The organism is Rhizobium sp. T1470 (assembly GCF_042140505.1).
GTDB lineage: Bacteria > Pseudomonadota > Alphaproteobacteria > Rhizobiales > Rhizobiaceae > Rhizobium > Rhizobium favelukesii.
In genome coordinates this window covers 2,620,507-2,643,926 of the sequence record NZ_CP148091.1, presented here as the reverse complement: position 1 = coordinate 2,643,926, position 23,420 = coordinate 2,620,507, and the positions used below count along the sequence as shown (strand labels likewise).

The window sequence follows — 23,420 nt, the reverse complement described above, 5'->3', positions numbered from 1 at the left end:
AAAGGCGTGACCGCTACATTCGATAAAGTTGCCGACATCATTGCAGAAACCAGCGAGATCGATCGCGATACGATCAAGCCGGAGAGCCATACGATCGACGACCTCGGTATCGACAGCCTCGATTTCCTCGATATCGTCTTTGCGATCGACAAGGAATTCGGCATTAAGATCCCGCTCGAGAAGTGGACACAGGAAGTCAACGAAGGCAAGGTTTCCACGGAAGAATATTTCGTGCTGAAGAACCTCTGTGCCAAGATCGACGAGCTGCGCGCCGCCAAGGCCTGATCGGCACCGTCATCTTTTTCTCCGCCCTGCCGCTGTTAACCATGGCGGCCGGGCGGTTTCGTTCCTAAGTAGGCCTAGCCGCGGGGCAAGGTGTCCTTGTGGCCGGAGGATCCGATGCTACTGGAATACTTCCAGATGATAGACCGCATCGAGGCGGTCGACCTTCAGAAAGGGACGCTCAAGGCGCGCTCCGTCGTGCCGGCGAAAAGCCCGGTCTTCGAAGGTCATTTTCCCGGTATGCCCCTGGTTCCCGGCGTGCTGCTGATTGAAACGATGGCGCAGGCATCCGGCATGCTCGTGCTGGCGGCCACTAATTTTGCGGCCATGCCGTTCCTGATGTCCGTCGACGGCGCCAAGATGCGTACCTTCGTTGAACCGGAGGCGGTACTGGATATCGAGGCATTTCTGGAGCATGACGGCTCGGGATTTGCGGTAACCAAGGCGAAGATCACAAGCGGCGGCAAGAAGGTTTGCGACGCGCAGCTGAAGCTGCGGACCATGCCTTTCAGCGAAGTTCCGCTCGGGGATATCGTCAAGAAACGTGCCGGTGAAGTTGGCCTGATGGATGCGATCGCTGCGCAGGGAGTGAATGGATGAGCAAGGCTCATAATGATGTCGTGATCACGGGCGTCGGCATTGTAACGTGCCAGGGCGTCGGCAAGGAGCCGCATGTTGCGTTGCTCAACGCCGAGAGCCCACCTCAAACGATCGTCGAGCTTGAGAAGTTCAAGCCGTATCCGGTCCACCCGCTGCCGGAGATCGATTGGTCGCAGCAGATTGCCAAGCGCGGCGATCAGCGGCAGATGGAAAACTGGCAGCGCATCGGTGTCTTTGCAGCCGGGCTCGCCCTCGATGACGCTGGCTTCAAGGATGATGCGGAAGCCTGCGGCAGCATGGATATGATCGTCGCGGCTGGCGGCGGCGAGCGCGACATCAACGTCGATACGTTGATCGTTGACGAGGGCCTGAAGCGCAACGACCGCGAGGTTCTTCTGAACGAGAAGCTGACGACGGAGCTGCGTCCGACGCTCTTTCTGGCGCAGCTGTCCAATCTGCTCGCCGGCAACATTTCCATCGTCCATAAGGTAACGGGGTCTTCGCGGACCTTCATGGGCGAAGAATCTGCCGGCATTTCGGCAGTCGAAACGGCCTTCTATCGTATCAAGTCGGGTGAATCGACGCACGCCCTGGTTGGCGGAGCTTTCTCGGCGGAGCGTCTGGACATGGTGCTCTTGTTCGAAGCCATCAACTCCCACAGCCGCAACGAATGGCAGCCGCTCTGGTCGCGCGACCAGGGCGGTGTGATTTCCGGCTCGCTCGGCGCATTCCTCGTTCTGGAATCGCGCGCCCATGCTGAGGCACGCGGCGCGCATATCTACGCGTCGATGTCCTCCATCGAAGGCGATCGTGGCAATCGCAATCCCGGCAATCTTGAGAAGCGCCTCGAGCGATTGCTGGAAGCCGCGGTCGACGTTCCGCCGGAAAGCACGGCGATCTTCTCCGGCTCGACAGGCATTCCGGATCTGGCGGGGCGCGAAAAGGCCGTTCTCGAACGTCATCTGCCAGGCGCGGCTATCCGCGGTTTCGGCGGCGTTACCGGCCATGGACTTGAGGCGCACTTCACGCTCGGTCTGGCGCTGGCGGCATTGGCCATCGACAGCAAGGCGAAGGTCCCGGTCTTCGACCCGACCCACGAAAAGCCGATGGGCGCCGCGACCAAGGCAGCCATCGTTACGACAGTCGGTCATCAGCGCGGCGAAGGCGTCGCGGTTCTTTCGGCGGAAGCGTGAGGAGTGTGCAAATGAAAGATTCGGCTTACAAGGATCACCTAGGCCGCCCGATCGTCGCAGTGACGGGTGTCGGTATCATTACCTCGCTGGGGCAGGGCCTGAAGGACAACTGGTCGGCACTGACGGCCGGTACCTCAGGCATTCATGCGATCAACCGCTTTCCGACCGAGGGGCTTTCGACCCGCATCGCTGGCACCGTCGATTTTATCGACATTCCGGTCGCAAACGCCGTCGAACGCTCCTATGCGTTCGCCCGGGAAACCACGATCGAAGCGCTCGCCGATGCTGGTATCAGCGGTGATTTTGATGGACCGCTGTTCCTGGCTGCGCCGCCGATCGAACCGGAATGGAGTGCGCGTTTCGAACTCGCCGACCGTTCGCCGCCGGCCGATCACGCCGGAGACGCCTATGACCGGTTCCTGGCTGCCATGCGTCTGCGTCCCGATGCTGCTTTCCATGAGGCATCGCTGTTCGGTGCAATTTCCGAACGCCTTGCTGATCGTTTCGGCACGCGCGGCCTGCCGGTGACGCTGTCCACGGCCTGTGCGTCTGGCGCGACGGCGATCCAGCTCGGCATTGAGGCGATCCGCCAGGGCCGCACCTCGCGCGCACTCGCTGTCGCGACCGACGGCTCGGTAAGTGCAGAGGCACTCATCCGGTTTTCGCTGCTTTCGGCTCTCTCCACGCAAAACGATCCGCCGACCAAGGCCTCCAAGCCGTTCAGCAAGGATCGCGACGGCTTTGTCATCGCCGAAGGCGCCGCCACCTTGGTGCTGGAATCGCTCGAAGCGGCCGTCGCGCGCGGCGCGAAGATTCTCGGCATCATGAAGGGCGCCGGCGAAAAGGCCGACTCCTTCCACCGCACCCGTTCCTCTCCGGATGGCGGCCCGGCGATCGCGACGATCCGCGCAGCGCTGGCCGATGCCGGAATGGGTGAGGGCGAAATCGGCTACATCAATGCGCATGGCACCTCGACGCCTGAAAACGACAAGATGGAATATGCCTCCATGCTGGCGGTATTCGGTGAGCGGATGGCGTCCATTCCGCTGTCGTCCAACAAGTCGATGATCGGCCACACACTGACGGCCGCAGGTGCGGTGGAAGCGGTGTTCTCGTTGCAGACGATGCTGACCGGCACGTTGCCGCCGACGATCAACTACACCAACCCCGATCCATCGATCGTTATCGACGTGGTGCCCAACACGAAGCGGGAGAGCCAGGTCAGCGCCGTACTGTCCAACTCCTTCGGCTTCGGCGGGCAGAACGCCAGCCTTGTCATGGCGCTCGAACCGGCTTAATCGGTTCCCAACAAAACATCGAGATAGAACGCCCTCTCGGCGAAGGACTTTGCCATGCGCGCTTTGCAACTGATTGACGATCGCAAGCTTGAGATCACCGACCTGCCGGAACCTGAGGCTCCGGGCGCAGGTGAGGTTACACTGCGCGTCAAGGCAGTGGCTCTCAATCACATCGACGTCTGGGGCTGGCGCGGCATGGCGTTTGCGAAGCGCAAGATGCCGCTCGTTATCGGTGCGGAAGCTGCGGGCGTTGTCGAATCGATCGGACCCGGCGTTGCCAATGTCCTGCCTGGCCAGTTGGTGTCGATCTATGGCGCGCGCACATGCGGCCTCTGCCGTCCGTGCCGCGAAGGACGCGACAATCTCTGCGAACATGTTTCCGGCGTTCATGGTTTCCATCTCGATGGTTTCGCGCAGGAGAAGGTGAACCTGCCGGCACGCCTGCTCGTTCCGGCACCTCCCGGCGTCGACGCCATCGGCGCGGCACTTGCTCCCGTAACCTTTGGAACGGTCGAGCACATGCTGTTTGACAACGCAAAGCTGGAGCCGGGTGAAACCATCCTGGTGCACGCGGGCGGCTCCGGCATCGGCACGGCGGCGATCCAGCTGGCCAAAAAGATCGGCTGCACCGTCATCACGACTGTCGGCTCCGACGACAAGATCGCGAAGGCCAAGGCGCTCGGCGCCGATCACGTCATCAACTACCGCACCGACCGCTTTGAAGGCCTCGTCCGCAAGCTGACCAAGAAGAAGGGCGTCGACGTCGTTTTCGAGCACGTCGGCAAGGATACGTGGGCCGGTTCGATGCTCTCGATGAAGCGCGGGGGCCGTCTTGTCACCTGCGGTTCGACCTCCGGCGTTTCCACTGACATGAACCTTATGATGCTCTTCCAGCAACAGCTGAAGCTGCTCGGCTCCTTTGGTTGCCGCATGGAGAACATGGCGAATGCCATGCAGAAGATGGGGCGCGGACTGGTCCATCCTGTCATCGACACCGAAGTAAGCTTCGCTGACATCGACCGCGCACTGGAGCGGATGGAATCGCGTCAGATCTTCGGCAAAATCATCCTCAAGATGGATTGAGTTCTTGAAGCTCTTCATCACGCGGATCGTCCTTGCGCTCGACCACTTTCGCCAGTGGTTGATTGCGCAGACCATGTTCGGTTTCCTGAACGTCCTGAAGCTGTTTCCGGCCGACGGTGCGATCAACTTTGCGGATTGGCTGACGCGCAAGCTCGGGCCACGCATGAAGCGCCATCGCCTGATGCTCGCCAATCTCCGCAATGCCTTTCCTGAGAAGAGCGAGGCGGAGCTCCAGGAGATTGCGTTGGCGAGTTGGGGGAACATGGGGCGGCTTGCTGCCGAGTATGTATTCCTCGACAGGCTGTTCGACTTCGATCCTGAACGCAATGAACCGGGCAGGGTGGAAGTCTCGGGCATACCGATCTTCCTCGATCTGCGCGACAATCCGCGTCCGTTTATCGTTTTCACAGGGCATACAGGCAATTTCGAGCTGCTGCCGGTGGCCGGCGCGGCGTTCGGACTCTATGTGTCCGTCCTCTTCCGTCCGCCGAACAATCCGTATGTCGCGCAGAAGGTTTTTGATTTTCGGAGCGCGCGAATGGGTAAGCTGGTGCCGTCTCACGCCGGCTCGTCTTTTGCGTTGGCGCGGCAGTTGGAGGCCGGGCAGGGCGTGGGCGTGCTGGTCGATCAGAAGTTCCGCAAGGGTCTGAACACCAAGTTCTTCGGGCTCGATGTGAAGACCAACCCGCTGCTCGGCAAGCTCGTCCGCCAGTTTAATTGCGAGGTTTATCCGGCGCGCTGCATCCGGCTGCCGGGCAACCGCTATCGGCTTGAAATCGAGCCGAAGATTGAGACGCCTCGGGATGAAAACGGTAATCTCGATATGGTCGCGACGGCGCAACTCCTGAACGATAAGGTGGAAAGCTGGGTGCGGGAATATCCCGAACAGTGGCTCTGGTATCACGATCGTTGGAAGATAAAGCACGACGTGCTGTAGGCCGGCGTCGATCCCTACATCTTATCATTGAAAAACAGGGGCATGCGTTCATTGAATATGAACGTGCGTCATGTTACCGATTACCATCAAGGCGAGTGGCTAGGCGTCGGCGGTTTCAACTTCCGTAACGCAAGCTCAGCCGATCTCTCGGTCGCATTCCCTTAAGGAATGCATTGGAGGCGTCTTGCTAGGGCTTTTTCGGGCGTTCTCATTGTGTTGTGCGCAGATCGACGCAGCAATCGCTGCGGGCGACGATGCGCGCGTGAACACGCTCGATTGCTCAATCGAGCCTCTTGTCGATGCTATCCTTGGATACCCAGCCGCAAATATTCTCGAAGTTCATACGCAGCTCGAGTTCGTCGGCTGCCTGATCGATCAGTATGCTGAGGACAGCGAATCTGTGCGCGCCTATGTCGCACTGCTTTCCGAACTTATGGAAAAGTATTTTGGCGGAGCGGCACCGCCTTGGCGCATGCCGCCGTCCGTCGAGCGGCCGCCTGTGGCTGCCCCCCTTGCGTTTACGCCGAACGTCGACAACGGCAACTTCCTGAACGCTGCGATCCTGGAGGCGATACCGGACCGCGTCGCGGTGCTGACGCGGGATTATCGCTATCTCTATTCCAACACGGTCAACTCGGCATATCTCGGCAGGAAGCCGATCGATATGATCGGCCGTCACCTGATCGAGTTCATTGGCGAGAAGCGCTTTTACGAGGGCGCGAAGGCGAAGCTCGACGCTTGTTTTGCCGGGTGCGGGAGCGATTACGCTTACGTGCGCCGCGACAGCGACGCCGTGAAGACGGTTCGCTGCCGCATGTCGCCACTGCACGATTCCTCGGGTGGCGTGATCGGGGCGCTGATCATTCTCCAGCATGCGGGGGCGACTGCCTCGACCGTCGCTGCCTGATCAACTCTTCGTCCACACGGCAAGCTCATACCCATTCGGGTCGCTGAAGTGAAACCGGCGACCGCCGGGAAAACCGGTGATCGGGCGAACTATTTTTCCGCCGGCACCTTCCACGCTTGAAAGGGCGGCTTCCAGATCGTGCGCATAAAGGACCACGAGCGGTCCGCCTGGCCTCGGAGTGCCCAGCGTCGTAAAGCCACCTTTTAGTCGTCCGTCATCGAATTCGCAGTACTCGGGGCCGTAGTCGGTAAAAGACCAGCCGAAAGCCCTGCCGTAGAATGCCTTGGAGGCTTCTATATTGCCGACGTTGAATTCGACATAGTCGATGCGTCGGTCGTCCGTTGCTGCCGTCATGATTGTCTCCTATCCTTCCATCAATGCCTTCAATGCCGCGAGATCTTTCGCGATATGGGCGGCATCGGCCTCGAACTGCTCATCCGTCATGCCCGGGATACGCAACAGCGTGAACATGACCTCGCAGCCGTCGCCGTTCGGCACGATCCGGAGTGCGTTGTAGACGCGCAATCCGCTCTCGATCGTCACCGTATGGTCGATGACGCCGAACTCGTTGTGCGGGACGAAACTGACCTTCACCGTGCCGAGCGCGCCTGTGGCAATCCAGTCATCGCCGTTGCGCTCCAGCCCTGAGGCCAATCCTGACGCCCAGAGCGGCATATTCTGCGGGGCGGCGGCAAACGCATATACGTCACGCCAATTCCTGTCGATGGAACGGTGAATGATCCTGGCGGGCATCGTAGACATTGCGCTTTCCTGTATTGCTCTAAATGGAGATAGCAGAACAGACCGTTTCGTATTGAAGAAAACGGACATTCAGCCGGCTATCTGTTGCTGAAGCTGCATAGGTGTCAGCGTGGAGATTTCCCGTGCGTCGCGGGTCATATGAGCCTGATCGGCATAGCCGGCCGCTACGGCCAACTCCGCGAGCGGAAGGACCTTGCTGCTCCGGCAGAGGCCGAGCATGCCCTGAAACCGGCGAATTCGGGCGAGGGTCTTCGGCCCGTAGCCGAAATGAGTGTGGCAACGTCGGCGAAGCTGGCGCGCGCCGATGGAGAGTTCGTCGAGCATCACATCGGCCACGTTCTCGGACTTCGAAATATCGCTCGCCCGCGCAAATACTGAGCCCATGTCGCTTGCCGGTGGCTCGCGTTTGGCGGCTTTCTGCTCGAGCGCCGCCTTCAACTGCAGCAGCCGTTCATGCGGTTCGGCACAGCCGCTCAGCAATTCATTCAATCTCAGCGCCGGAGCGCCCCAGAAATCCTCCAGAGGAATTGACTGGCCGACGATGTCGCAGAGCGGCACATTGAGCCACTCGGCCGCTGCGCCCGGGGCGAAGCGCGCGCCCACTATTCTCTCGCTACCGGCAAGGAACGGGAAAGCACTGCTGCGGTCCGGCCCGGCGACCACAAGCCTGCCTCCCATCCAGACGATGTCGCAATAGCCGTCCGGCACGATCGCGATCCTCTGATTGGCTCCGTCATGGATATCATGTGACCAAAGGCAGCAAAAATGAGCCCCAAGCACAGGCGAGGGCGCATACTCCCTGTATCGGCCAGCGCGTGTGGCCAAAACGGCATCGTCTTGTGGTGCTGCGCTACTCATCGGTTCTCTTCCTGTGAGACCAAGAGGGAATATGGCTTAGTTTGCAATGCCGGCAATACGAGGCCGAACCGAAGCCGAATCGAACTTGCCGTTTGAGCCAGAGAGTGCCACAACACCGGTCCAAAATGACTCATCGGAGGTGTATCGTGGAAAAGGCAGAAATCGGGCTGATCGGCCTTGCCGTTATGGGTTCCAACCTGGCGCTCAACATTGCGGAAAAAGGCAACAAGATTGCCGTCTTCAACCGCACGCCTGAGAAAACGGATGAATTCTACGAAAGCGCCGGCGAGCTCAAAAAGCAGATCATTCCCTGCAAGACGATCGAAGAATTCGTCGACGCGATCCGCCCGCCACGCCCGATCATCATCATGATCAAAGCCGGCGAGGCCGTCGATCAGCAGATGGAAGCGCTGCGCCCGCATCTCTCCAAGGGCGACATCATGATCGATGCCGGTAATGCGAACTTCCGCGACACCATCGCACGTTTCGACCGCCTGAAGAACACCGATCTGACCTTCATCGGCATGGGTGTGTCGGGTGGCGAGGAAGGGGCACGCCATGGTCCTTCGATCATGGTCGGCGGCACCGAAGACTCCTGGAAGCGCGTCGAGAAGGTTCTGACCTCGATCGCTGCCAAGTACAACGACGACCCTTGCGTTGCCTGGCTCGGCAATGACGGCGCCGGCCATTTCGTCAAGACGATCCACAACGGCATCGAATATGCCGACATGCAGATGATCGCCGAAATCTACGGCATCCTGCGCGACGGTCTCGGCAAGAGCGCCAACGACATCAGCGGCATCTTCGGCGAATGGAACAAGGGCCGCCTGAACTCCTATCTTATCGAAATCTCCGAGAAGGTGCTGGCCGCGACCGATCCGGTTTCCGGCGGTTCGATGGTCGACATGATTCTCGACAAGGCTGGCCAGAAGGGCACCGGCAAGTGGTCGGCGATCGAAGCCCAGAACATGGGCATTCCGGCAACCGCGATCGAGGCCGCCGTCGCCGCTCGCAGCCTGTCGTCGATGAAGACTGAGCGCGAAGCCGCCGAGAAGATCTTCGGCAAGCAGGAATACAAGTTCCCGATCGCCTACGGACCGGAGCTCAACAAGGATTTGGAACTGGCGCTGTTTGCCGCCAAGATAGGTGCCTATGCGCAGGGCTTCGCGGTCATGGCGGAAGCGTCGCGCGAGTTCAACTGGTCGCTGCCGATGCCTGTTATCGCCAAGATCTGGCGTGCCGGCTGCATCATTCGTTCGCAGTTCCTCGATGAGATCACCTCGGCCTTTACCAAGGCTCCGGACGCTGCAAACCTGATCGTGACGCCGGCTTTCTCCGAGATGGTCGAGGAATCGCTGCCTGCCCTGCGCCGCGTGGTTGGTGCCGCACTGCAGGCCGGTCTGCCGGTTCCGGCGCTCACCTCGGCTCTGACTTACTTCGATGCCTATCGCCAGGGCCGCGGCACGGCCAACCTGATCCAGGCACAGCGCGACTTCTTCGGCGCACACGGCTTCGATCGCCTCGACGGCAAGGACTTCCACCATGGCCCGTGGGGCAGTGGTGCGGCGACGTTCTAAGTCTGCTAAAAGGCCAGCCGGGTTTGCCCGGCTGGCCTTGCGTTTCTAGGCTTTGTACGCCGGGAATGCCGTGTCAGAAGCGAATATCCGCCATCGGGCGGACCAGGATGCGGGCGCTGCCGGCATCGAAATCGTCGAGCGTTTCGTTGTGATGCGCGACGATATCGGCGAAGTTCAGCGTATCGGAGTCGGCCGTCGTATGGCCATCGCCAACCAGCGTAACATCATAGCCCAGCGACACCGCACGCCTGACTGTCGTGTCGACGCAAAACTGCGTCATGCAGCCGCCAACGATCAGATGCGTGACATTTCGCTCCGCCAATCGGTCGGCAAGATCCGTTTCGAAGAACGAGTCTGAGCTCTTCTTGTGAACAATGGTGTCGCCCTCGGCAGGCGATAGTTCCGACCGGATGGCCCAGCCGGCAGTGCCGACCGCCAGGCGATGACCGGGATCGCCGTCGTGCTGGACGAGCACGACCGGTGCCTCGACGCGATGGGCCTCGGCACGAAGCGACTGGAGCCGTGAAACCGTTTCATTCAGCGCAGCGTCGATGATGGGTTGACGCTCGGGAGTACCTTTTCCCGCAAGGATGGCGTTTTGTACGTCGATGATCAGCAGTGCCGTCGTCATATCCAGTGCGTCTCCGCTGTGATTGCTTGTCTCTCTACTGCCACCAGATCGGGGTTGGCGCGCCGATGGTCTAAATGCTCCTCCGCGACCAGACGGGCTGGCTGATGCTTTGCAGCAGCTCCGGCTCGATTCCGTCGATGCGCGCTATGACCGCCTTCGCCATTTCCCGCCCGGCATGGCGGACATCCTCATAGGCGGTGATGATCTCGGGACGGATCCAGTTGAGGATCGGCGCCGATTCCTTGGAGACCATGTCGACGTCGTGGCCAAGTCGCTTGCCGGCGGCCTCGATACCCGCGTTGACGGCGATGGCGGCGCTTCCGGCCGAGCAGACGATGCCGTCAGGCGCATTCTGGGCGCGCATCATCACCTCGACGGCATTGCGGATTTCCTCTAGCGGGTTGTCGATCGTGACGCGTAACGGCACTTCCTCGGCTCCGTAGTCATGCAGTCCGGTCTGAAATCCGATGCGCGTGTGCGTGTAGTACGTCAGCTTGCTTGGAGGCTGGAGCAGCGCAATGCGCTTGCGGCCCCTGCCGACCAGCTTTTCGACGGCCTGATGGGCGAAAGCCTCGTTGTCGAAGTCGTGAAAGGGATGGGTGAGGCCGGCATCGGTGCGCCCGTGCGTGGCAAAGGGCATGCTGTGCTCTGTGAGCAGGCGAACACGTGGATCGTCGGGCTCGATGCGCGAGATGATGACGCCGTCGGCGGACCCTGTTTCCAGGATGTAGCGTACCGGCAGCATCGGATCCTTGCTGTGGGAGTGCGGCGTGACGACGATATGGTAGGGTGTGCCGGTCAACACCTCCGAGATGCCGAATACCATCTGGCTGCTGAAGCCCATGATTTCTTCATCGATGCTCAACACCAGCGCAATGACGTTGGTCTTGCCGGTTCGCAGGCGCACGCCGGCCCTGTTCGGCTGGTAGCCAAGCTGGCGGGCGACCATGCGCACGCGTTCCTTGGTTTCCGCACCGATGTCAGGAGCATCCTTGAGCGCGCGCGATACCGTCGTCACGCCGAGCCCGGTCATGAAGGCAATCGTTTTCAGTGTCGGCCGCTCTCGAGTTGCCTCGGAGACCGCTCCTGCAAAATTCGCTTTGTTTTCCATCCCTCTAGGCCGTCCCGCGCGATTTGGTCCCGCTTATAGTGTCTTTTCGGAGCGCTGTAAGCACGAAGAACGCAAAAGCCGCTCCTCCTCTAAGAAGCAAAATCTGTAACGATACAGTAGAAATGTCGAGGACTTTTTATCGAGGGCAGATCACGACTGCCCGTAATGGTTGAAATCGCTAATTTTTCCCGAATTTTGTGCATGTGCGAACGAAAGCACAGTGGAATGTTGTCGCGCAGTCGATATAAATGCAGGTTTATCAAATATATAGCTAAATTGTGCAAATGCTCGTTCGGTTGCTCATCTTTGCGGCGACCTGTCGAAAATCAGCGCGTTCCGACAGGCATTGGTAGTAAATGGTGGCCAGGAGGAAAATTTTCTAGGCGGGCTGTTGCGCCGAAATATCGATTGAATTAAGTTTTTCCGGCAACGTTTCAGTGAGGGAGGAGAACTCATGAATTTTCGTTTGATGGCGGCTGCACTTGCCGCTTCCGTCGTGCTGCCGCTCGGTGCGGCGGACGCGACCGATCTTGAAGTCACCCATTGGTGGACATCTGGCGGCGAAGCTGCTGCCGTGGCGGAACTCGCAAAGGCCTTCGATGCGACCGGCAACAAGTGGGTCGACGGCGCAATCGCCGGTTCCGGCGGTACTGCGCGTCCGATCATGATCAGCCGCATCACCGGCGGCGACCCGATGGGCGCGACACAATTCAACCACGGCCGCCAGGCGGAAGAACTGGTTCAGGCTGGGCTGATGCGCGATCTGACCGATGTCGCTACTGCCGAGCACTGGAAGGACATCATCCGTCCGTCGAGCCTGCTCGATTCTTGCACGATCGACGGCAAGATCTATTGCGCCCCGGTCAACATCCACTCCTGGCAGTGGCTGTGGCTCTCGAATGCAGCCTTCAAGAAGGCCGGCGTCGAAGTGCCGAAGAACTGGGACGAATTCGTCGCTGCTGCTCCGGCGCTTGAGAAGGCCGGCATCGTCCCGCTCGCCGTCGGTGGTCAGCCGTGGCAGGCTGCCGGCGCGTTCGACGTGTTGATGGTTGCCATCGCCGGCAAGGATACCTTCCATAAGGTATTCAAGGACAAGGACGCTGAAGCGGCTGCCGGTCCGGAGATCGCCAAGGTCTTCAAGGCTGCCGACGACGCTCGCAAGATGTCGAAGGGCAGCAACGTTCAGGACTGGAACCAGGCAACCAACCTCGTCATAACAGGCAAGGCCGGTGGCCAGATCATGGGTGACTGGGCGCAGGGCGAATTCCAGCTGGCCGGTCAGAAAGCCGGTTCCGACTATACCTGCCTTCCGGGCCTCGGCGTGAACGAGATCATCTCCACGGGTGGTGATGCCTTCTACTTCCCACTGCTCAAGGACGAAGCCAAGTCGAAGGCGCAGGACGTTCTCGCCAAGACGCTTCTCGATCCTAAGACGCAGGTTGCCTTCAACCTGAAGAAGGGCTCGCTTCCGGTGCGCGGCGACGTCGACCTCGCGGCCGCCAACGACTGCATGAAGAAGGGTCTCGATATCCTGGCCAAGGGTAACGTGATCGAAGGTACGGACCAACTTCTGTCGGCTGACAGCCAGAAGCAGAAGGAAGACCTCTTCTCCGAGTTCTTCGCAAATCCGTCGATGACGCCGGAAGCCGCTCAGAAGCGCTTCGCTGAGATCATCGCTTCTGCCGACTGATCGTCGCATTCCGACGCTGTTGCGACCCGGCTCCGGTCAACGGAGCCGGGTTTGCCCGGAACTCCCATCGTGATCCGGGTGGCGGCAGCGCTCGATACCGGCGCGTGCTGATGCATGGTGGTCCGGTTTCGGTACGGGAGTGAGAAGAGGAGGCGACCTGCAGGAGGTTCGCCGCTCTGGATCTCAGAGGAATTGCGATTCAGGAGGAATTACAATGACGGGTCAAGCGAAAGCAGGCCGGCCAAATCAGTTACTGCGCAATCTGAATTCGAAGATTGCATCCATCCCCATGATCCTCACCGCCCTCGTTATCTTTCTCGGCGGCACGGTCTGGACGGTATTCTATTCATTCACCAACTCGAAGCTCCTTCCGCGGTTGAGCTTTGTCGGTTTCGATCAATACAAGCGCCTTTGGGCTGCTCCGCGCTGGATCGTCTCCATCGAGAACCTTGCCGTCTACGGCGTTCTCTCGCTCATTTTCAGCCTTGTCATCGGCTTCGTGCTGGCGGCGCTGATGGACCAGAAGATCCGGTTCGAGAATACGTTCCGCACGATCTTCCTTTACCCCTTTGCCCTGTCCTTCATCGTGACGGGTCTCGTTTGGCAGTGGGTTCTCAATCCGGAGTTTGGCATCCAGTCGGTGGTGCGTTCGCTCGGCTGGACGAGCTTCACCTTCGATCCGCTCTATACGCCGAGCATCGTCATTTACGGTGTTCTGATCGCAGCACTCTGGCAGGGAACCGGGCTCGTCATGTGCCTGATGCTCGCCGGTCTGCGCGGTATCGACGAGGATATCTGGAAGGCCTCGCGCGTCGACGGTATCCCGATGTGGAAGACCTATCTTTTCATTGTCATTCCGATGATGCGGCCGGTGTTCATTACCACGCTCGTCATCATCGCCAGCGGCATTGTCAAGGTCTACGACCTCGTGGTGGCGCAAACCAGCGGCGGTCCCGGCATTTCGTCGGAAGTGCCCGCCAAGTACGTCTACGACTACATGTTCCAGGCGCAGAATCTGGGTCAAGGCTTCGCGGCATCGACCATGATGCTTGTGACCGTCGCAATTATCATCGTTCCCTGGGCTTATCTGGAATTCGGGGGAGGGCGTAAACGTGCCTGACACCATTGCTCTCAAGAACACGGATACCGGTATCGTGACGGACAAGACACTTTCCGGGCCGCGTGGTCCGAAGCCGAAGCGGGTGATTTCTCCGCGCAATATCATGCTCTACGGCACCCTTTTCGTCGCTGCGGCCTATTACCTGCTGCCGCTCTACGTGATGATCGTCACGTCGCTGAAAGGGATGCCCGAGATCCGTCTTGGCAACATCTTCTCACCGCCGGTCGAAATCACCTTCGAGCCTTGGGTCAAGGCATGGGCGACAGCCTGCACCGGCCTCAACTGCGACGGTCTTTCGCGTGGCTTCTGGAACTCGGTGCGGATCACAGTTCCTTCCGTGGTCGGCTCAATCGCAATCGCTTCGGTGAATGGCTATGCGCTTGCCAACTGGCGCTTCAAGGGATCGGAGCTGTTCTTCTCCATCCTCGTGATCGGCGCATTCATTCCCTACCAGGTCATGATCTATCCGATCGTCATCGTACTGCGTGAACTGGGGATCTACGGCACGCTGACCGGCCTGATTATCGTCCACAGCATCTTCGGCATGCCGATTCTGACACTGCTCTTCCGCAACTATTTCGCATCGTTGCCGCAGGAGCTGTTCAAGGCGGCGCGCATCGACGGCGCGGGCTTCTGGCAGATCTTCCTAAAGATTATGGTGCCCATGTCGCTGCCGATCTTCGTCGTCGCAATGATCCTGCAGGTCACCGGCATCTGGAACGACTTCCTCTTCGGCGTCGTCTTCACCCGGCCGGAATATTATCCGATGACCGTCCAGCTCAACAACATCGTCAATTCTGTCCAGGGCGTGAAGGAATACAACGTCAACATGGCCGCAACCATCCTCACGGGTCTGGTGCCGCTGGTTGTGTATTTCGTGTCAGGGCGACTTTTCGTCCGCGGCATTGCCGCTGGCGCAGTGAAAGGCTGATCCATGAATTCGAGCGTTTCCATCAAAGATCTGTCGTTGAACTTCGGCGCGGTTAGCGTTCTCAAGGATCTCAATCTCGAGATCAATGACGGCGAATTCCTCGTGCTGCTCGGATCGTCCGGTTGCGGCAAGTCGACCTTGCTGAACTGCATTGCCGGTCTGCTGGACGCGTCCGACGGTCAGATCTTCATCAAGGGCAAGAACGTCACTTGGGAGGAACCCAAGGATCGTGGCATCGGCATGGTGTTTCAGTCCTACGCGCTCTATCCACAGATGACGGTCGAGAAGAACCTGTCTTTTGGCCTGCAGGTCGCCAAGATCCCGCAGCCCGAGATCGACAAGCGCGTGGCACGCGCTTCGGAAATCCTGCAGATCCAGCCGCTTCTGAAGCGCAAGCCGGCCGAGCTTTCGGGCGGTCAGCGTCAGCGCGTGGCGATCGGTCGTGCGCTGGTGCGCGATGTCGACGTGTTTCTCTTCGATGAGCCGCTTTCCAACCTCGATGCCAAGCTTAGGTCGGAACTGCGCGTCGAGATCAAGCGCCTGCACCAGTCGCTGAAGAACACGATGATCTACGTTACCCACGACCAGATCGAGGCGCTGACGCTCGCCGATCGTATCGCGATCATGAAGAGCGGCATCATCCAGCAGCTCGCCGATCCGACGACGATCTACAACAGGCCGCGCAATCTCTTCGTTGCCGGCTTCATCGGTTCGCCGTCGATGAATTTCCTGCGCGGTGAGATCACCAAGCAGGGCGAGCAGACGTTCTTCACTGCCAATGGCGTGAACTTCTCTGTCGCAGACTATCACACGCCCGAAGTGCTGCAGGCCGGCCGCAAGGTCATCCTCGGCGTTCGTCCGGAGCATGTGAAGGTCAACGAGAATCTCGGCGCCGAGGTTCATGATGCGACCGTCGACATCGAGGAACCCATGGGCGCCGACAACCTGCTCTGGTTGAAGCACGCCGGCCACACGATGTCGGTGCGCATCAACGGCGCACGCCGCTTCAACCCGGGCTCTGCCGTCAAGCTTGGCTTCGATATGTCTCTGGCGTCGATCTTCGATGCCGAGACCGAGCTTCGCCTCTAGAAACCGCAAATGCGGGCGGAGCAACCGGTTCCGCCCATTCGTCCAATCGGCCATCCGGCCATCAAGTTCGGCTGCGGCCCGCGGGTGCGGGTATTCCCAAGCGCGGCCCGATCGGGATAATGCTATGACATCCTTGCCGACAAATGGGTTTAACCTCGACCTATCCGGATCGTGGACCCTCACCTCAGCCGATGGCGACGTCACGACATCCATCACGCTGCCGGGCGATGTGCACACGGCACTGCATGCCGCCGAGCTTATTCCCGATCCATATTTCGGCCGCAACGAGGAGGTCGTTCAGTGGGTGGCGCACCGCGACTGGGTGCTTGAGCGTAGCTTCACACTGTCGGAGCCGAACGGCGACTGGTTTCTCGATATCGACTATCTCGATACCGTGGCTGCCGTCTTCATCAACGGTTCGCCAGTGCTGCTCGCAGATAACAGCTTTCGGCGCTATCGACCTGACGTCGGCGACCAGTTGAAGGCCGGCGACAACGTTATTCGCGTCGTCCTGCATTCAGGCATTGCGGCCGGTGCCGACCGACAGGCCAGGCAGCCTTTCTACATTCCCTATTCGACGGGCAATTCGCCGATCCCCAACGGTAACATGCTGCGCAAGCCGCAATGCCATTTCGGCTGGGACTGGAACATCGCGATTGCGCCGCTAGGGCTTTACGGCACGATCACGCTGCGCAAGCTCGAGACGGCACGCATCGAGCACGTCACGACGCGGCAGGTTCACAATCTCGACGGTTCCGTGGATCTGCAGGTCAGCGCGACGTTGTTTGCCAAGAACCCCGGGATTGTACCGGTACATTTCTCGCTTGATGGCGAGCGCGTTCGCCTCGACGTCGGCGTTGGTACCGGCGAGACGGCGGTCAATCATGTCTTCGAGATCGACAAGCCGCGGATCTGGTGGCCTGCCGGCAGCGGCGAGCAGGCGCTTTATGCACTGACGGTCGATCTGCCAACGGAGGCGGTGACCAAGCAGATCGGCCTTCGCACGGTCGAACTCATCACGACGCCCGATGCTGCCGGCAGCCGCTTTGCGCTGAAGGTCAATGGCCGCGAGATTTTCTGCCGCGGCGCCAACTGGATCCCGGCCGATGCGCTGTTCTCGCTGTCGAGCCCTGAGAAGACCGAGGATCTCTTACGGTCGGCCAAGGCCGCCAACATGAACATGATCCGCGTCTGGGGCGGCGGGTTTTACGAGCACGGCCATTTCTACGATCTCTGCGACCGGCTCGGCCTCATGGTCTGGCAGGACTTCATGTTCGCCTGCAACCTTTATCCCTCGACCGAGGACTTCCTCGACAACGTCACGCTCGAAGTCGATTATCAGGTCCGTCGGCTGTCCTCGCATCCGTCGATCGCACTCTGGTGCGGCGACAACGAGCTGGTTGGCGCACTGACCTGGTTCGAGGAATCGAGAAAGGATCGCGACCGCTATCTTGTTTCCTACGATCGCCTCAACCGGACGATCGAGCAGGCGATGAAGAAGGCGGCACCCGATGCCATCTGGTGGCCGTCGAGCCCGGCGTCGGGCTATCTCGATTTCGGCGACGCCTGGCATGCCGACGGTTCCGGCGATATGCACTATTGGTCGGTCTGGCACGAGAACAAGTCGTTCGACAATTACCGCACCGTGCGCCCGCGCTTCTGCTCGGAATTCGGCTTCCAGTCCTATACGTCGCTGCCCGTCATCAAGACGTATGCCGACGCGAAGGACATGAACGTTGCTTCGCCTGTGATGGAGCTGCACCAGAAGAATGCCGGCGGCAACGAGCGCATAGCAGGCACGATGTTCCGCTACTTCCGCTTCCCGAAGGATTTTCCGAATTTCGTCTATCTATCACAGATCCAGCAGGGTCTGGCGATCAAGACCGCGGTGGAATACTGGCGGTCGCTGAAGCCGCATTGCATGGGCACGATTTACTGGCAGCTGAACGACACATGGCCCGTCGCCTCTTGGTCGAGCCTCGACTACGGCGGGCGTTGGAAGGCGATGCACTATCTGGTGAAGCGCTTCTTCCAGCCGGTCGCGGTCGCGGCGATCCCGTCCGAGGATGGCAAGCAGATCCGCTTCTCGCTGGTCAACGATACGCTCGCCGAAGTCAGCGTCGATCTGTCGATCTCGATCCTCGACATGAGGGGCGAGCGCAAGCACCTGAAGGACGTCCAGGCCGTCTGCACGCCGGATGGCGCGGTTACCGCCGCATCCATCGATGTGGCAGATCTGCCTGCGGGCACGCTGCTTGCGTGGCGCTTCACGGCGTCGAACGGTATGGGCGGCGAGGGGCACTATGTCCATGGCACCTATAAGGCGCTGGAACTCGAGCCCGCCGGCCTGATGGTCACGCACGAATATGTCGAGGAGGCCGGCTCCGTCTGCCTTAACGTCACCGCCAAGGGACTTGCGCTCTTCGTGATGATCGAGACCGACACCGAGGGCAAGTATTCCGACAACGCCTTCGATCTGGCGGCGGGCGAGACGCGCCGCATCACCTTCGCCCCGGCCAGGCCGCTCGAGGACGGCCAACTGCCGGAATTCCGTTTCTACGACCTGCAATCTTGTCAGTCCGTGGATTAACCCTGACTGAAATGCAATGGGCACGAGGCCCGAGGAGGAATGATGACGAAACTGAGTTTCCAGCTTTACAGCGCCCGTAACTTCCAGCCCTATTCGGCGATCTTCGAAAAGCTCGGCAAGGCCGGCTATCAGGAAGTCGAAGGCTTTGGCGGCATCTACGCGGATCTCGACGATGCCGGCCTGAAGAGCCTGCGCGCGGAACTCGACAAGAACGGTCTGACGATGGCAAGCGGCCATTTCAGTCCGGATTTCCTGGATGGCGAAGTTCAGAAGTCGCTGAACATTGCAAAGATACTCGGCATGGACTCGATCTATGCCCCGCATCTGGCGGCCGATCAACGACCGACCGACGGTGCCGGCTGGCTCGCATTCGGCAAGCGACTGCATGAGATGAGCAAGCCCTACAAGGACGCCGGTTATGAATTCGGCTGGCACAACCACGACTTCGAGTTCGTGAAGCTCGCCGACGGCTCGCTGCCAATCGAGCGCATCTTCGAAGGCGCCTCTGACATTTCCTGGGAAGCCGATATCGCCTGGGTCGTCCGCGGCGGTGCCGATCCCTTCGCATGGATCGAAAAGCTCGGCTCGCGCATCACCTCGGCCCACGTCAAGGACATCGCTCCATCAGGTGAAAACAAGAACGAGGACGGCTGGGCCGATGTCGGCCACGGCACACTGCCTTGGGCAAAACTCATCGCAGCACTCAAGGACACCACGACCAAGCACTACGTCGTCGAGCATGACAATCCGGCCGATGTCGATCGCCTGATCACCCGCTCGATTGCATCCTTCAAGACCTACTGAGGCACACCATGACCAAGGAACTTGGCGTCGGCATCATCGGATGCGGCAACATCTCCACCACCTACTTCTCGCTTTCGCCCCTGTTCAAGGGACTGAAGGTTCTGGCCTGCGCCGATATCAACGTGCAGGCTGCCCAGGCCCGCGCCGAAGAATACGGCGTCAAGGCGCAGACGATCGACGAGCTTCTCGCCAATGACGAGATTGACGTCATCGTCAACCTGACCATCCCCGACGCGCATTTTCCGGTTTCGAAAGCGATCCTCAGAGCCGGCAAGCACGTCTATTCGGAAAAGCCGCTGGTCCTCACCCTCGAACAGGGTGAGGAGCTGCGACGCATTGCCAAGGAGAAGAACCTTTCCGTCGGTTGCGCTCCGGATACCTTCCTCGGCGGCGCGCATCAGCTTGCCCGCAAGTACATCGACGAAGGCGGCATCGGTCGCGTCACCTCGGGTGCCTGCTATGTCATGAGCCCGGGCATGGAGATGTGGCATCCGAACCCGGACTTCTTCTTCCTGCCCGGCGGTGGCCCGATCCTCGATCTCGGCCCGTACTACATCGCCAACCTGATCAACCTGATCGGTCCGGTGAAGCGTGTCGGCGCCATGACCTCCATGGCATCGGAAACCCGCACGATCACCAGTGCGCCGCGCAGCGGCGAGATCATCCCGGTAAAGACGCCGACGACGATCCAGGCGATCCTCGAATTCGTCAGCGGCGCGACCGTCACGCTGACGGCGAGCTGGGATGTGTGGTCTCACCGCCATGCGAACATGGAGCTCTACGGCACCGACGGTTCGCTCTACGTGCCGGATCCGAACTTTTTCGGCGGCGTCGTCGAGGCCAGCGGCCGCGACAAGGAGATCAAGGCGCTCGACGGCTGGGAGCATCCGTTCGGTATCTTCAACCAGGAGAGCCCGCAGGGACCGCGCGCAAACTACCGCACCGCAGGTCTCGCCGACATGGCGATGGCGATCATCGAGGGCCGCGATGCGCGTTGCTCGCTCGATCGCACGCTGCACGGCGTCGACGTCATGACGTCGATCCTGAAGTCGGGCGAGGAAGGCCGTTTCATAGAGCTGACGACGACCTGCACGCAGCCGGCAGCACTCGGCATCGAAGAGGCGCAGGCGCTCTTGAAGTAAGCGACCAAAGGACTATGGTCCGGCGCGGGCGACAAGCCCGCGCCTTTTTGCTTAAAGGATCAGAATTATGAGCTGGCAACCGGCTTCCGACCGCTATTCAAAGATGAAGTATAACCGCACAGGCCGTTCCGGCCTGAAGCTGCCGGCCGTCTCCCTTGGCCTCTGGCACAATTTCGGCGGCGACACGCCGCATGACCGCAAGATCGACATGTGCCGCACGGCCTTCGACCTCGGCATCACCCATTTCGACCTCGCCAACAACTACGGCCCGCCTCCGGGCAGCGCCGAGATCGCCTTCGGCGAGATCCTGCGCACCGAATTTGCCGGCCTGCGCGACGAGCTGATCATCTCGTCCAAGGCCGGCTACGACATGTGGCCGGGCCCTTACGGCGAGTGGGGCAGCCGCAAGTATCTGATCGCTTCCTGCGATCAGAGCCTGAAGCGCATGGGCCTCGACTATGTCGATATCTTCTATTCGCACCGCTTCGACCCGGATACGCCGCTCGATGAGACCTGCGGCGCGCTCGATCATATCGTGCGTTCCGGCCGTGCGCTCTATGTCGGCATCTCCTCCTACAATTCGCAGCGTACGCGTGACGCGGCGGCGATCCTCAAGGATCTCGGCACGCCATGCCTGATTCACCAGCCGAGCTATTCCATGCTCAACCGCTGGGTCGAGGACGACAAGCTGCTGGATACGCTGGATGACGTGGGCATGGGCTCGATCGTGTTCTCGCCGCTGGCGCAGGGCATGCTGACAACCAAGTATCTCGGCGGTATTCCGCAGGATAGCCGCGCTGCGCAGAACCACTTCCTCAAGAAGGACTTCATCCGTCCCGCGATCATCGACAATATCCGCAAGCTCAATGAGATCGCCGAACGCCGTGGTCAGACGCTGGCACAGATGGCGATCGCCTGGGTGCTGCGCGGCGACCGCGTGACGTCGGCGCTGATCGGCGCCAGCCGCTCGTCGCAGATCGTCGATTGCGTCAAAGCGCTCGATAATCTCGAATTCACGGCAGACGAACTCAAGGAGATCGATGGCTACGCCCGCGAGGCTGACATCAATCTCTGGGCAAAGTCTGCGGAACGGGAATAAATCCAAGCGCCCGGAACGATCTTTCGGGCGTTTTTCAAATGCTTTTTGATGTACGTGCTGCAAATCCAGCGTGTGTGGGAGGAGATGTCACCATGATCCGCAATCCTATCTTGCCGGGCTTCAACCCCGATCCGTCGATCTGCCGCGTCGGCGACGATTATTACATCGCGACCTCGACCTTCGAGTGGTATCCCGGTGTTCAGATTCACCACTCGCGCGATCTGGTCAATTGGACGATGGTGCGGCGTCCGCTTGAGCGCCAGTCGCAACTCGACATGCGCGGCAATCCCGACAGCTGCGGCGTCTGGGCGCCCTGTCTTTCCTATGCCGACGGGTTGTTCTGGCTTGTTTACACCGACGTCAAACGCTTCGACGGCAATTTCAAGGACGCGCACAACTACATCGTCACCTCGCCTGATATCGAAGGCGAGTGGTCCGAACCGGTCTACGTCAACTCCTCCGGCTTCGACCCCTCGCTGTTCCACGACGAGGACGGCCGCAAGTGGTTCCTCAACATGCAGTGGAACCATCGCACCGAGAGCTTCGGCGGTGCGCCGAAGTCGCCGGCCTTCGACGGCATCCTGCTGCAGGAGTGGGACGCGGCGACAAATTCGCTGAAGGGGCCGACCAAGAACATCTTCGCCGGCAGCCCGCTGGGCTTGGTCGAGGGCCCGCATCTCTTCAAGCGCAACGGCTATTACTACCTGACGACCGCCGAGGGCGGCACCGGCTATGATCATGCCGTCACGATGGCTCGTTCGCGGACGATTGAGGGCCCCTACGAGCTGCATCCGAACCGGCACCTGATCACGTCAAAGGATCATCCCGAAGCCATTCTGCAAAGGGCAGGGCACGGCCAGCATGTCGAGACGCCGGACGGCCAGGTCTACCACACCCATCTCTGCGGCCGCCCGATGCCGCCCAAGCGTCGCTGCACGCTCGGCCGCGAAACGAGCCTTCAGAAGTGCGTGTGGAAGGAGGATGACTGGCTATATCTCGAAAACGGCACGACCATTCCGGATGTCACCGTGCCAGGACTGACCGGTGCAGTGCCTGTCGAGAAGCCGGTGCGCAGCGAATACTCCTTCGATGGCGTCACTCTGCCCGATGATTTCCAGTGGCTTCGAACGCCAAAGCCCGAGCGCATCTTCAACCTCACCGATCGCGCAGGTCATCTGCGACTGATCGCGCGCGAAAGCATCGGCTCGTGGTTCGAACAGTCTCTCGTCGCCCGTCGCCAGGAGAACCACAGCTTCCGGGCGGAGACTGTCGTGGAGTTCGATCCCGACACCTACCAGCAGGTTGCCGGCCTGACCCACTATTACAACAGGCATAAGTTCCATGCGATCGGCGTCACCCTGCACGAGAAGCTTGGACGGTGTGTCACGGTCTTTTCGTGTGATGGCGATTATCCAAACAGCCGCCTCAGCTTCCCGGCCGGCAGCGGCGTTGCCATTCCGGCCGAGGGACGCGTGCAGCTTTCCATGGAGATCCGAGACAACGACCTGCAGTTCTTCTGGCAGACGGAAGGGAAGGGCGCGTGGCAGCCGATCGGTCCGGTGCTCGATGCGGGCATCGTTTCCGATGAGGGCGGGCGAGGCGAGCATGGCTCCTTTACCGGCGCATTCGCCGGGGTCTTTGCCTTCGATACCTCAGGCCGCACGAAGACAGCGGATTTCGACTGGTTCAACTATGAAGAGCTTTGATAGATATGCG

Annotated in this window: 22 protein-coding genes; 17 read left to right on the top strand and 5 right to left on the bottom strand. The window is 60.2% G+C overall.

All coding sequences use genetic code 11. The features are described 5' to 3' along the window. Window positions 1-6: 6 nt before the first annotated feature. From WGT02_RS13370 to WGT02_RS13340, 7 genes are all read left to right on the top strand, one after another. The gene (locus tag WGT02_RS13370; protein ID WP_007533215.1) at window positions 7-285 is read left to right on the top strand and encodes an acyl carrier protein; all 279 of its coding nucleotides are present in this window, start codon (window positions 7-9) and stop codon (window positions 283-285) included. 114 nt (window positions 286-399) lie between these two features. Continuing rightward, window positions 400-882 carry a 3-hydroxyacyl-ACP dehydratase FabZ family protein gene (locus tag WGT02_RS13365; protein WP_024312911.1) on the top strand — a complete coding sequence of 161 codons (483 nt, stop codon included), beginning with the start codon at window positions 400-402 and terminating at the stop codon, window positions 880-882. Beyond that, window positions 879-2,075, top strand: a complete 1,197-nt coding sequence (locus WGT02_RS13360; RefSeq protein WP_024312910.1) for a beta-ketoacyl-ACP synthase — start codon at window positions 879-881, stop codon at window positions 2,073-2,075. The genes WGT02_RS13365 and WGT02_RS13360 overlap by 4 nt, the downstream gene beginning before the upstream one ends. Before the next feature lie 11 nt (window positions 2,076-2,086). After that, the gene (locus WGT02_RS13355) at window positions 2,087-3,373 is read left to right on the top strand and encodes a beta-ketoacyl-ACP synthase (protein WP_208250242.1); all 1,287 of its coding nucleotides are present in this window, start codon (window positions 2,087-2,089) and stop codon (window positions 3,371-3,373) included. 54 nt (window positions 3,374-3,427) lie between these two features. Next, a complete protein-coding gene (locus WGT02_RS13350) occupies window positions 3,428-4,456 on the top strand; it encodes a zinc-binding dehydrogenase (RefSeq protein ID WP_024312908.1) in 1,029 nt (342 codons plus the stop codon). A gap of 4 nt (window positions 4,457-4,460) precedes the next feature. After that, window positions 4,461-5,393, top strand: a complete 933-nt coding sequence (locus tag WGT02_RS13345; RefSeq protein WP_024312907.1) for a lipid A biosynthesis lauroyl acyltransferase — start codon at window positions 4,461-4,463, stop codon at window positions 5,391-5,393. 184 nt (window positions 5,394-5,577) lie between these two features. Further along, complete coding sequence (locus WGT02_RS13340) at window positions 5,578-6,300, top strand: PAS domain-containing protein (protein WP_024312906.1); 723 nt, start codon at window positions 5,578-5,580, stop codon at window positions 6,298-6,300. On the opposite strand, the gene WGT02_RS13335 is transcribed toward WGT02_RS13340, so the two are convergent. The 3 genes from WGT02_RS13335 to WGT02_RS13325 all read right to left on the bottom strand — a co-directional run bounded on the left by WGT02_RS13335 (window position 6,301) and on the right by WGT02_RS13325 (window position 7,920). Continuing rightward, the gene (locus WGT02_RS13335) at window positions 6,301-6,654 is read right to left on the bottom strand and encodes a VOC family protein (protein WP_024312905.1); all 354 of its coding nucleotides are present in this window, start codon (window positions 6,652-6,654) and stop codon (window positions 6,301-6,303) included. 9 nt (window positions 6,655-6,663) lie between these two features. Continuing rightward, window positions 6,664-7,062: a polyketide cyclase gene (locus tag WGT02_RS13330; protein WP_024312904.1), complete on the bottom strand. Its 399-nt coding sequence runs from the start codon at window positions 7,060-7,062 to the stop codon at window positions 6,664-6,666. Between the two features lie 69 nt (window positions 7,063-7,131). Next, the gene (locus tag WGT02_RS13325) at window positions 7,132-7,920 is read right to left on the bottom strand and encodes a helix-turn-helix domain-containing protein (RefSeq protein ID WP_024312903.1); all 789 of its coding nucleotides are present in this window, start codon (window positions 7,918-7,920) and stop codon (window positions 7,132-7,134) included. A 125-nt stretch (window positions 7,921-8,045) separates the two neighbouring features. Here WGT02_RS13325 and gndA point away from each other — a divergent pair, with 125 nt between their 5' ends. Further along, on the top strand, window positions 8,046-9,497 hold the full coding sequence (gndA, locus tag WGT02_RS13320) for an NADP-dependent phosphogluconate dehydrogenase (RefSeq protein WP_029709870.1): 1,452 nt from the start codon (window positions 8,046-8,048) through the stop codon (window positions 9,495-9,497). Window positions 9,498-9,570: 73 nt separating this feature from the next. On the opposite strand, the gene WGT02_RS13315 is transcribed toward gndA, so the two are convergent. Both WGT02_RS13315 and WGT02_RS13310 read right to left on the bottom strand, forming a co-directional pair. Continuing rightward, complete coding sequence (locus WGT02_RS13315) at window positions 9,571-10,128, bottom strand: isochorismatase family protein (RefSeq protein ID WP_208250244.1); 558 nt, start codon at window positions 10,126-10,128, stop codon at window positions 9,571-9,573. A 70-nt stretch (window positions 10,129-10,198) separates the two neighbouring features. Next, on the bottom strand, window positions 10,199-11,239 hold the full coding sequence (locus WGT02_RS13310) for a LacI family transcriptional regulator (protein WP_024312899.1): 1,041 nt from the start codon (window positions 11,237-11,239) through the stop codon (window positions 10,199-10,201). 454 nt (window positions 11,240-11,693) lie between these two features. On the opposite strand from WGT02_RS13310, the gene WGT02_RS13305 reads away from it, so the two are divergent. The 9 genes from WGT02_RS13305 to WGT02_RS13265 all read left to right on the top strand — a co-directional run bounded on the left by WGT02_RS13305 (window position 11,694) and on the right by WGT02_RS13265 (window position 23,410). Further along, on the top strand, window positions 11,694-12,929 hold the full coding sequence (locus WGT02_RS13305; protein WP_024312898.1) for an ABC transporter substrate-binding protein: 1,236 nt from the start codon (window positions 11,694-11,696) through the stop codon (window positions 12,927-12,929). A gap of 214 nt (window positions 12,930-13,143) precedes the next feature. Further along, window positions 13,144-14,049, top strand: coding sequence for a carbohydrate ABC transporter permease (locus WGT02_RS13300; RefSeq protein WP_024312897.1), 906 nt, complete (start codon window positions 13,144-13,146; stop codon window positions 14,047-14,049). After that, window positions 14,042-14,980 (top strand): carbohydrate ABC transporter permease, encoded by a 939-nt coding sequence (locus tag WGT02_RS13295; protein ID WP_024312896.1) that lies wholly within the window; start codon window positions 14,042-14,044, stop codon window positions 14,978-14,980. The genes WGT02_RS13300 and WGT02_RS13295 overlap by 8 nt, the downstream gene beginning before the upstream one ends. A 3-nt stretch (window positions 14,981-14,983) precedes the next feature. Continuing rightward, window positions 14,984-16,069 carry an ABC transporter ATP-binding protein gene (locus WGT02_RS13290; RefSeq protein WP_024312895.1) on the top strand — a complete coding sequence of 362 codons (1,086 nt, stop codon included), beginning with the start codon at window positions 14,984-14,986 and terminating at the stop codon, window positions 16,067-16,069. Between the two features lie 124 nt (window positions 16,070-16,193). Further along, window positions 16,194-18,659: a glycoside hydrolase family 2 protein gene (locus tag WGT02_RS13285; protein ID WP_208250246.1), complete on the top strand. Its 2,466-nt coding sequence runs from the start codon at window positions 16,194-16,196 to the stop codon at window positions 18,657-18,659. A gap of 42 nt (window positions 18,660-18,701) precedes the next feature. Continuing rightward, complete coding sequence (locus tag WGT02_RS13280; RefSeq protein ID WP_024312893.1) at window positions 18,702-19,463, top strand: sugar phosphate isomerase/epimerase; 762 nt, start codon at window positions 18,702-18,704, stop codon at window positions 19,461-19,463. Window positions 19,464-19,471: 8 nt separating this feature from the next. After that, on the top strand, window positions 19,472-20,605 hold the full coding sequence (locus tag WGT02_RS13275; RefSeq protein WP_024312892.1) for a Gfo/Idh/MocA family protein: 1,134 nt from the start codon (window positions 19,472-19,474) through the stop codon (window positions 20,603-20,605). 67 nt (window positions 20,606-20,672) lie between these two features. After that, window positions 20,673-21,704: an L-glyceraldehyde 3-phosphate reductase gene (gene mgrA / locus WGT02_RS13270; RefSeq protein WP_208250247.1), complete on the top strand. Its 1,032-nt coding sequence runs from the start codon at window positions 20,673-20,675 to the stop codon at window positions 21,702-21,704. Between the two features lie 92 nt (window positions 21,705-21,796). After that, window positions 21,797-23,410 (top strand): glycoside hydrolase family 43 protein, encoded by a 1,614-nt coding sequence (locus WGT02_RS13265; RefSeq protein ID WP_208250248.1) that lies wholly within the window; start codon window positions 21,797-21,799, stop codon window positions 23,408-23,410. The last annotated feature ends 10 nt before the right edge of the window (window positions 23,411-23,420 follow it).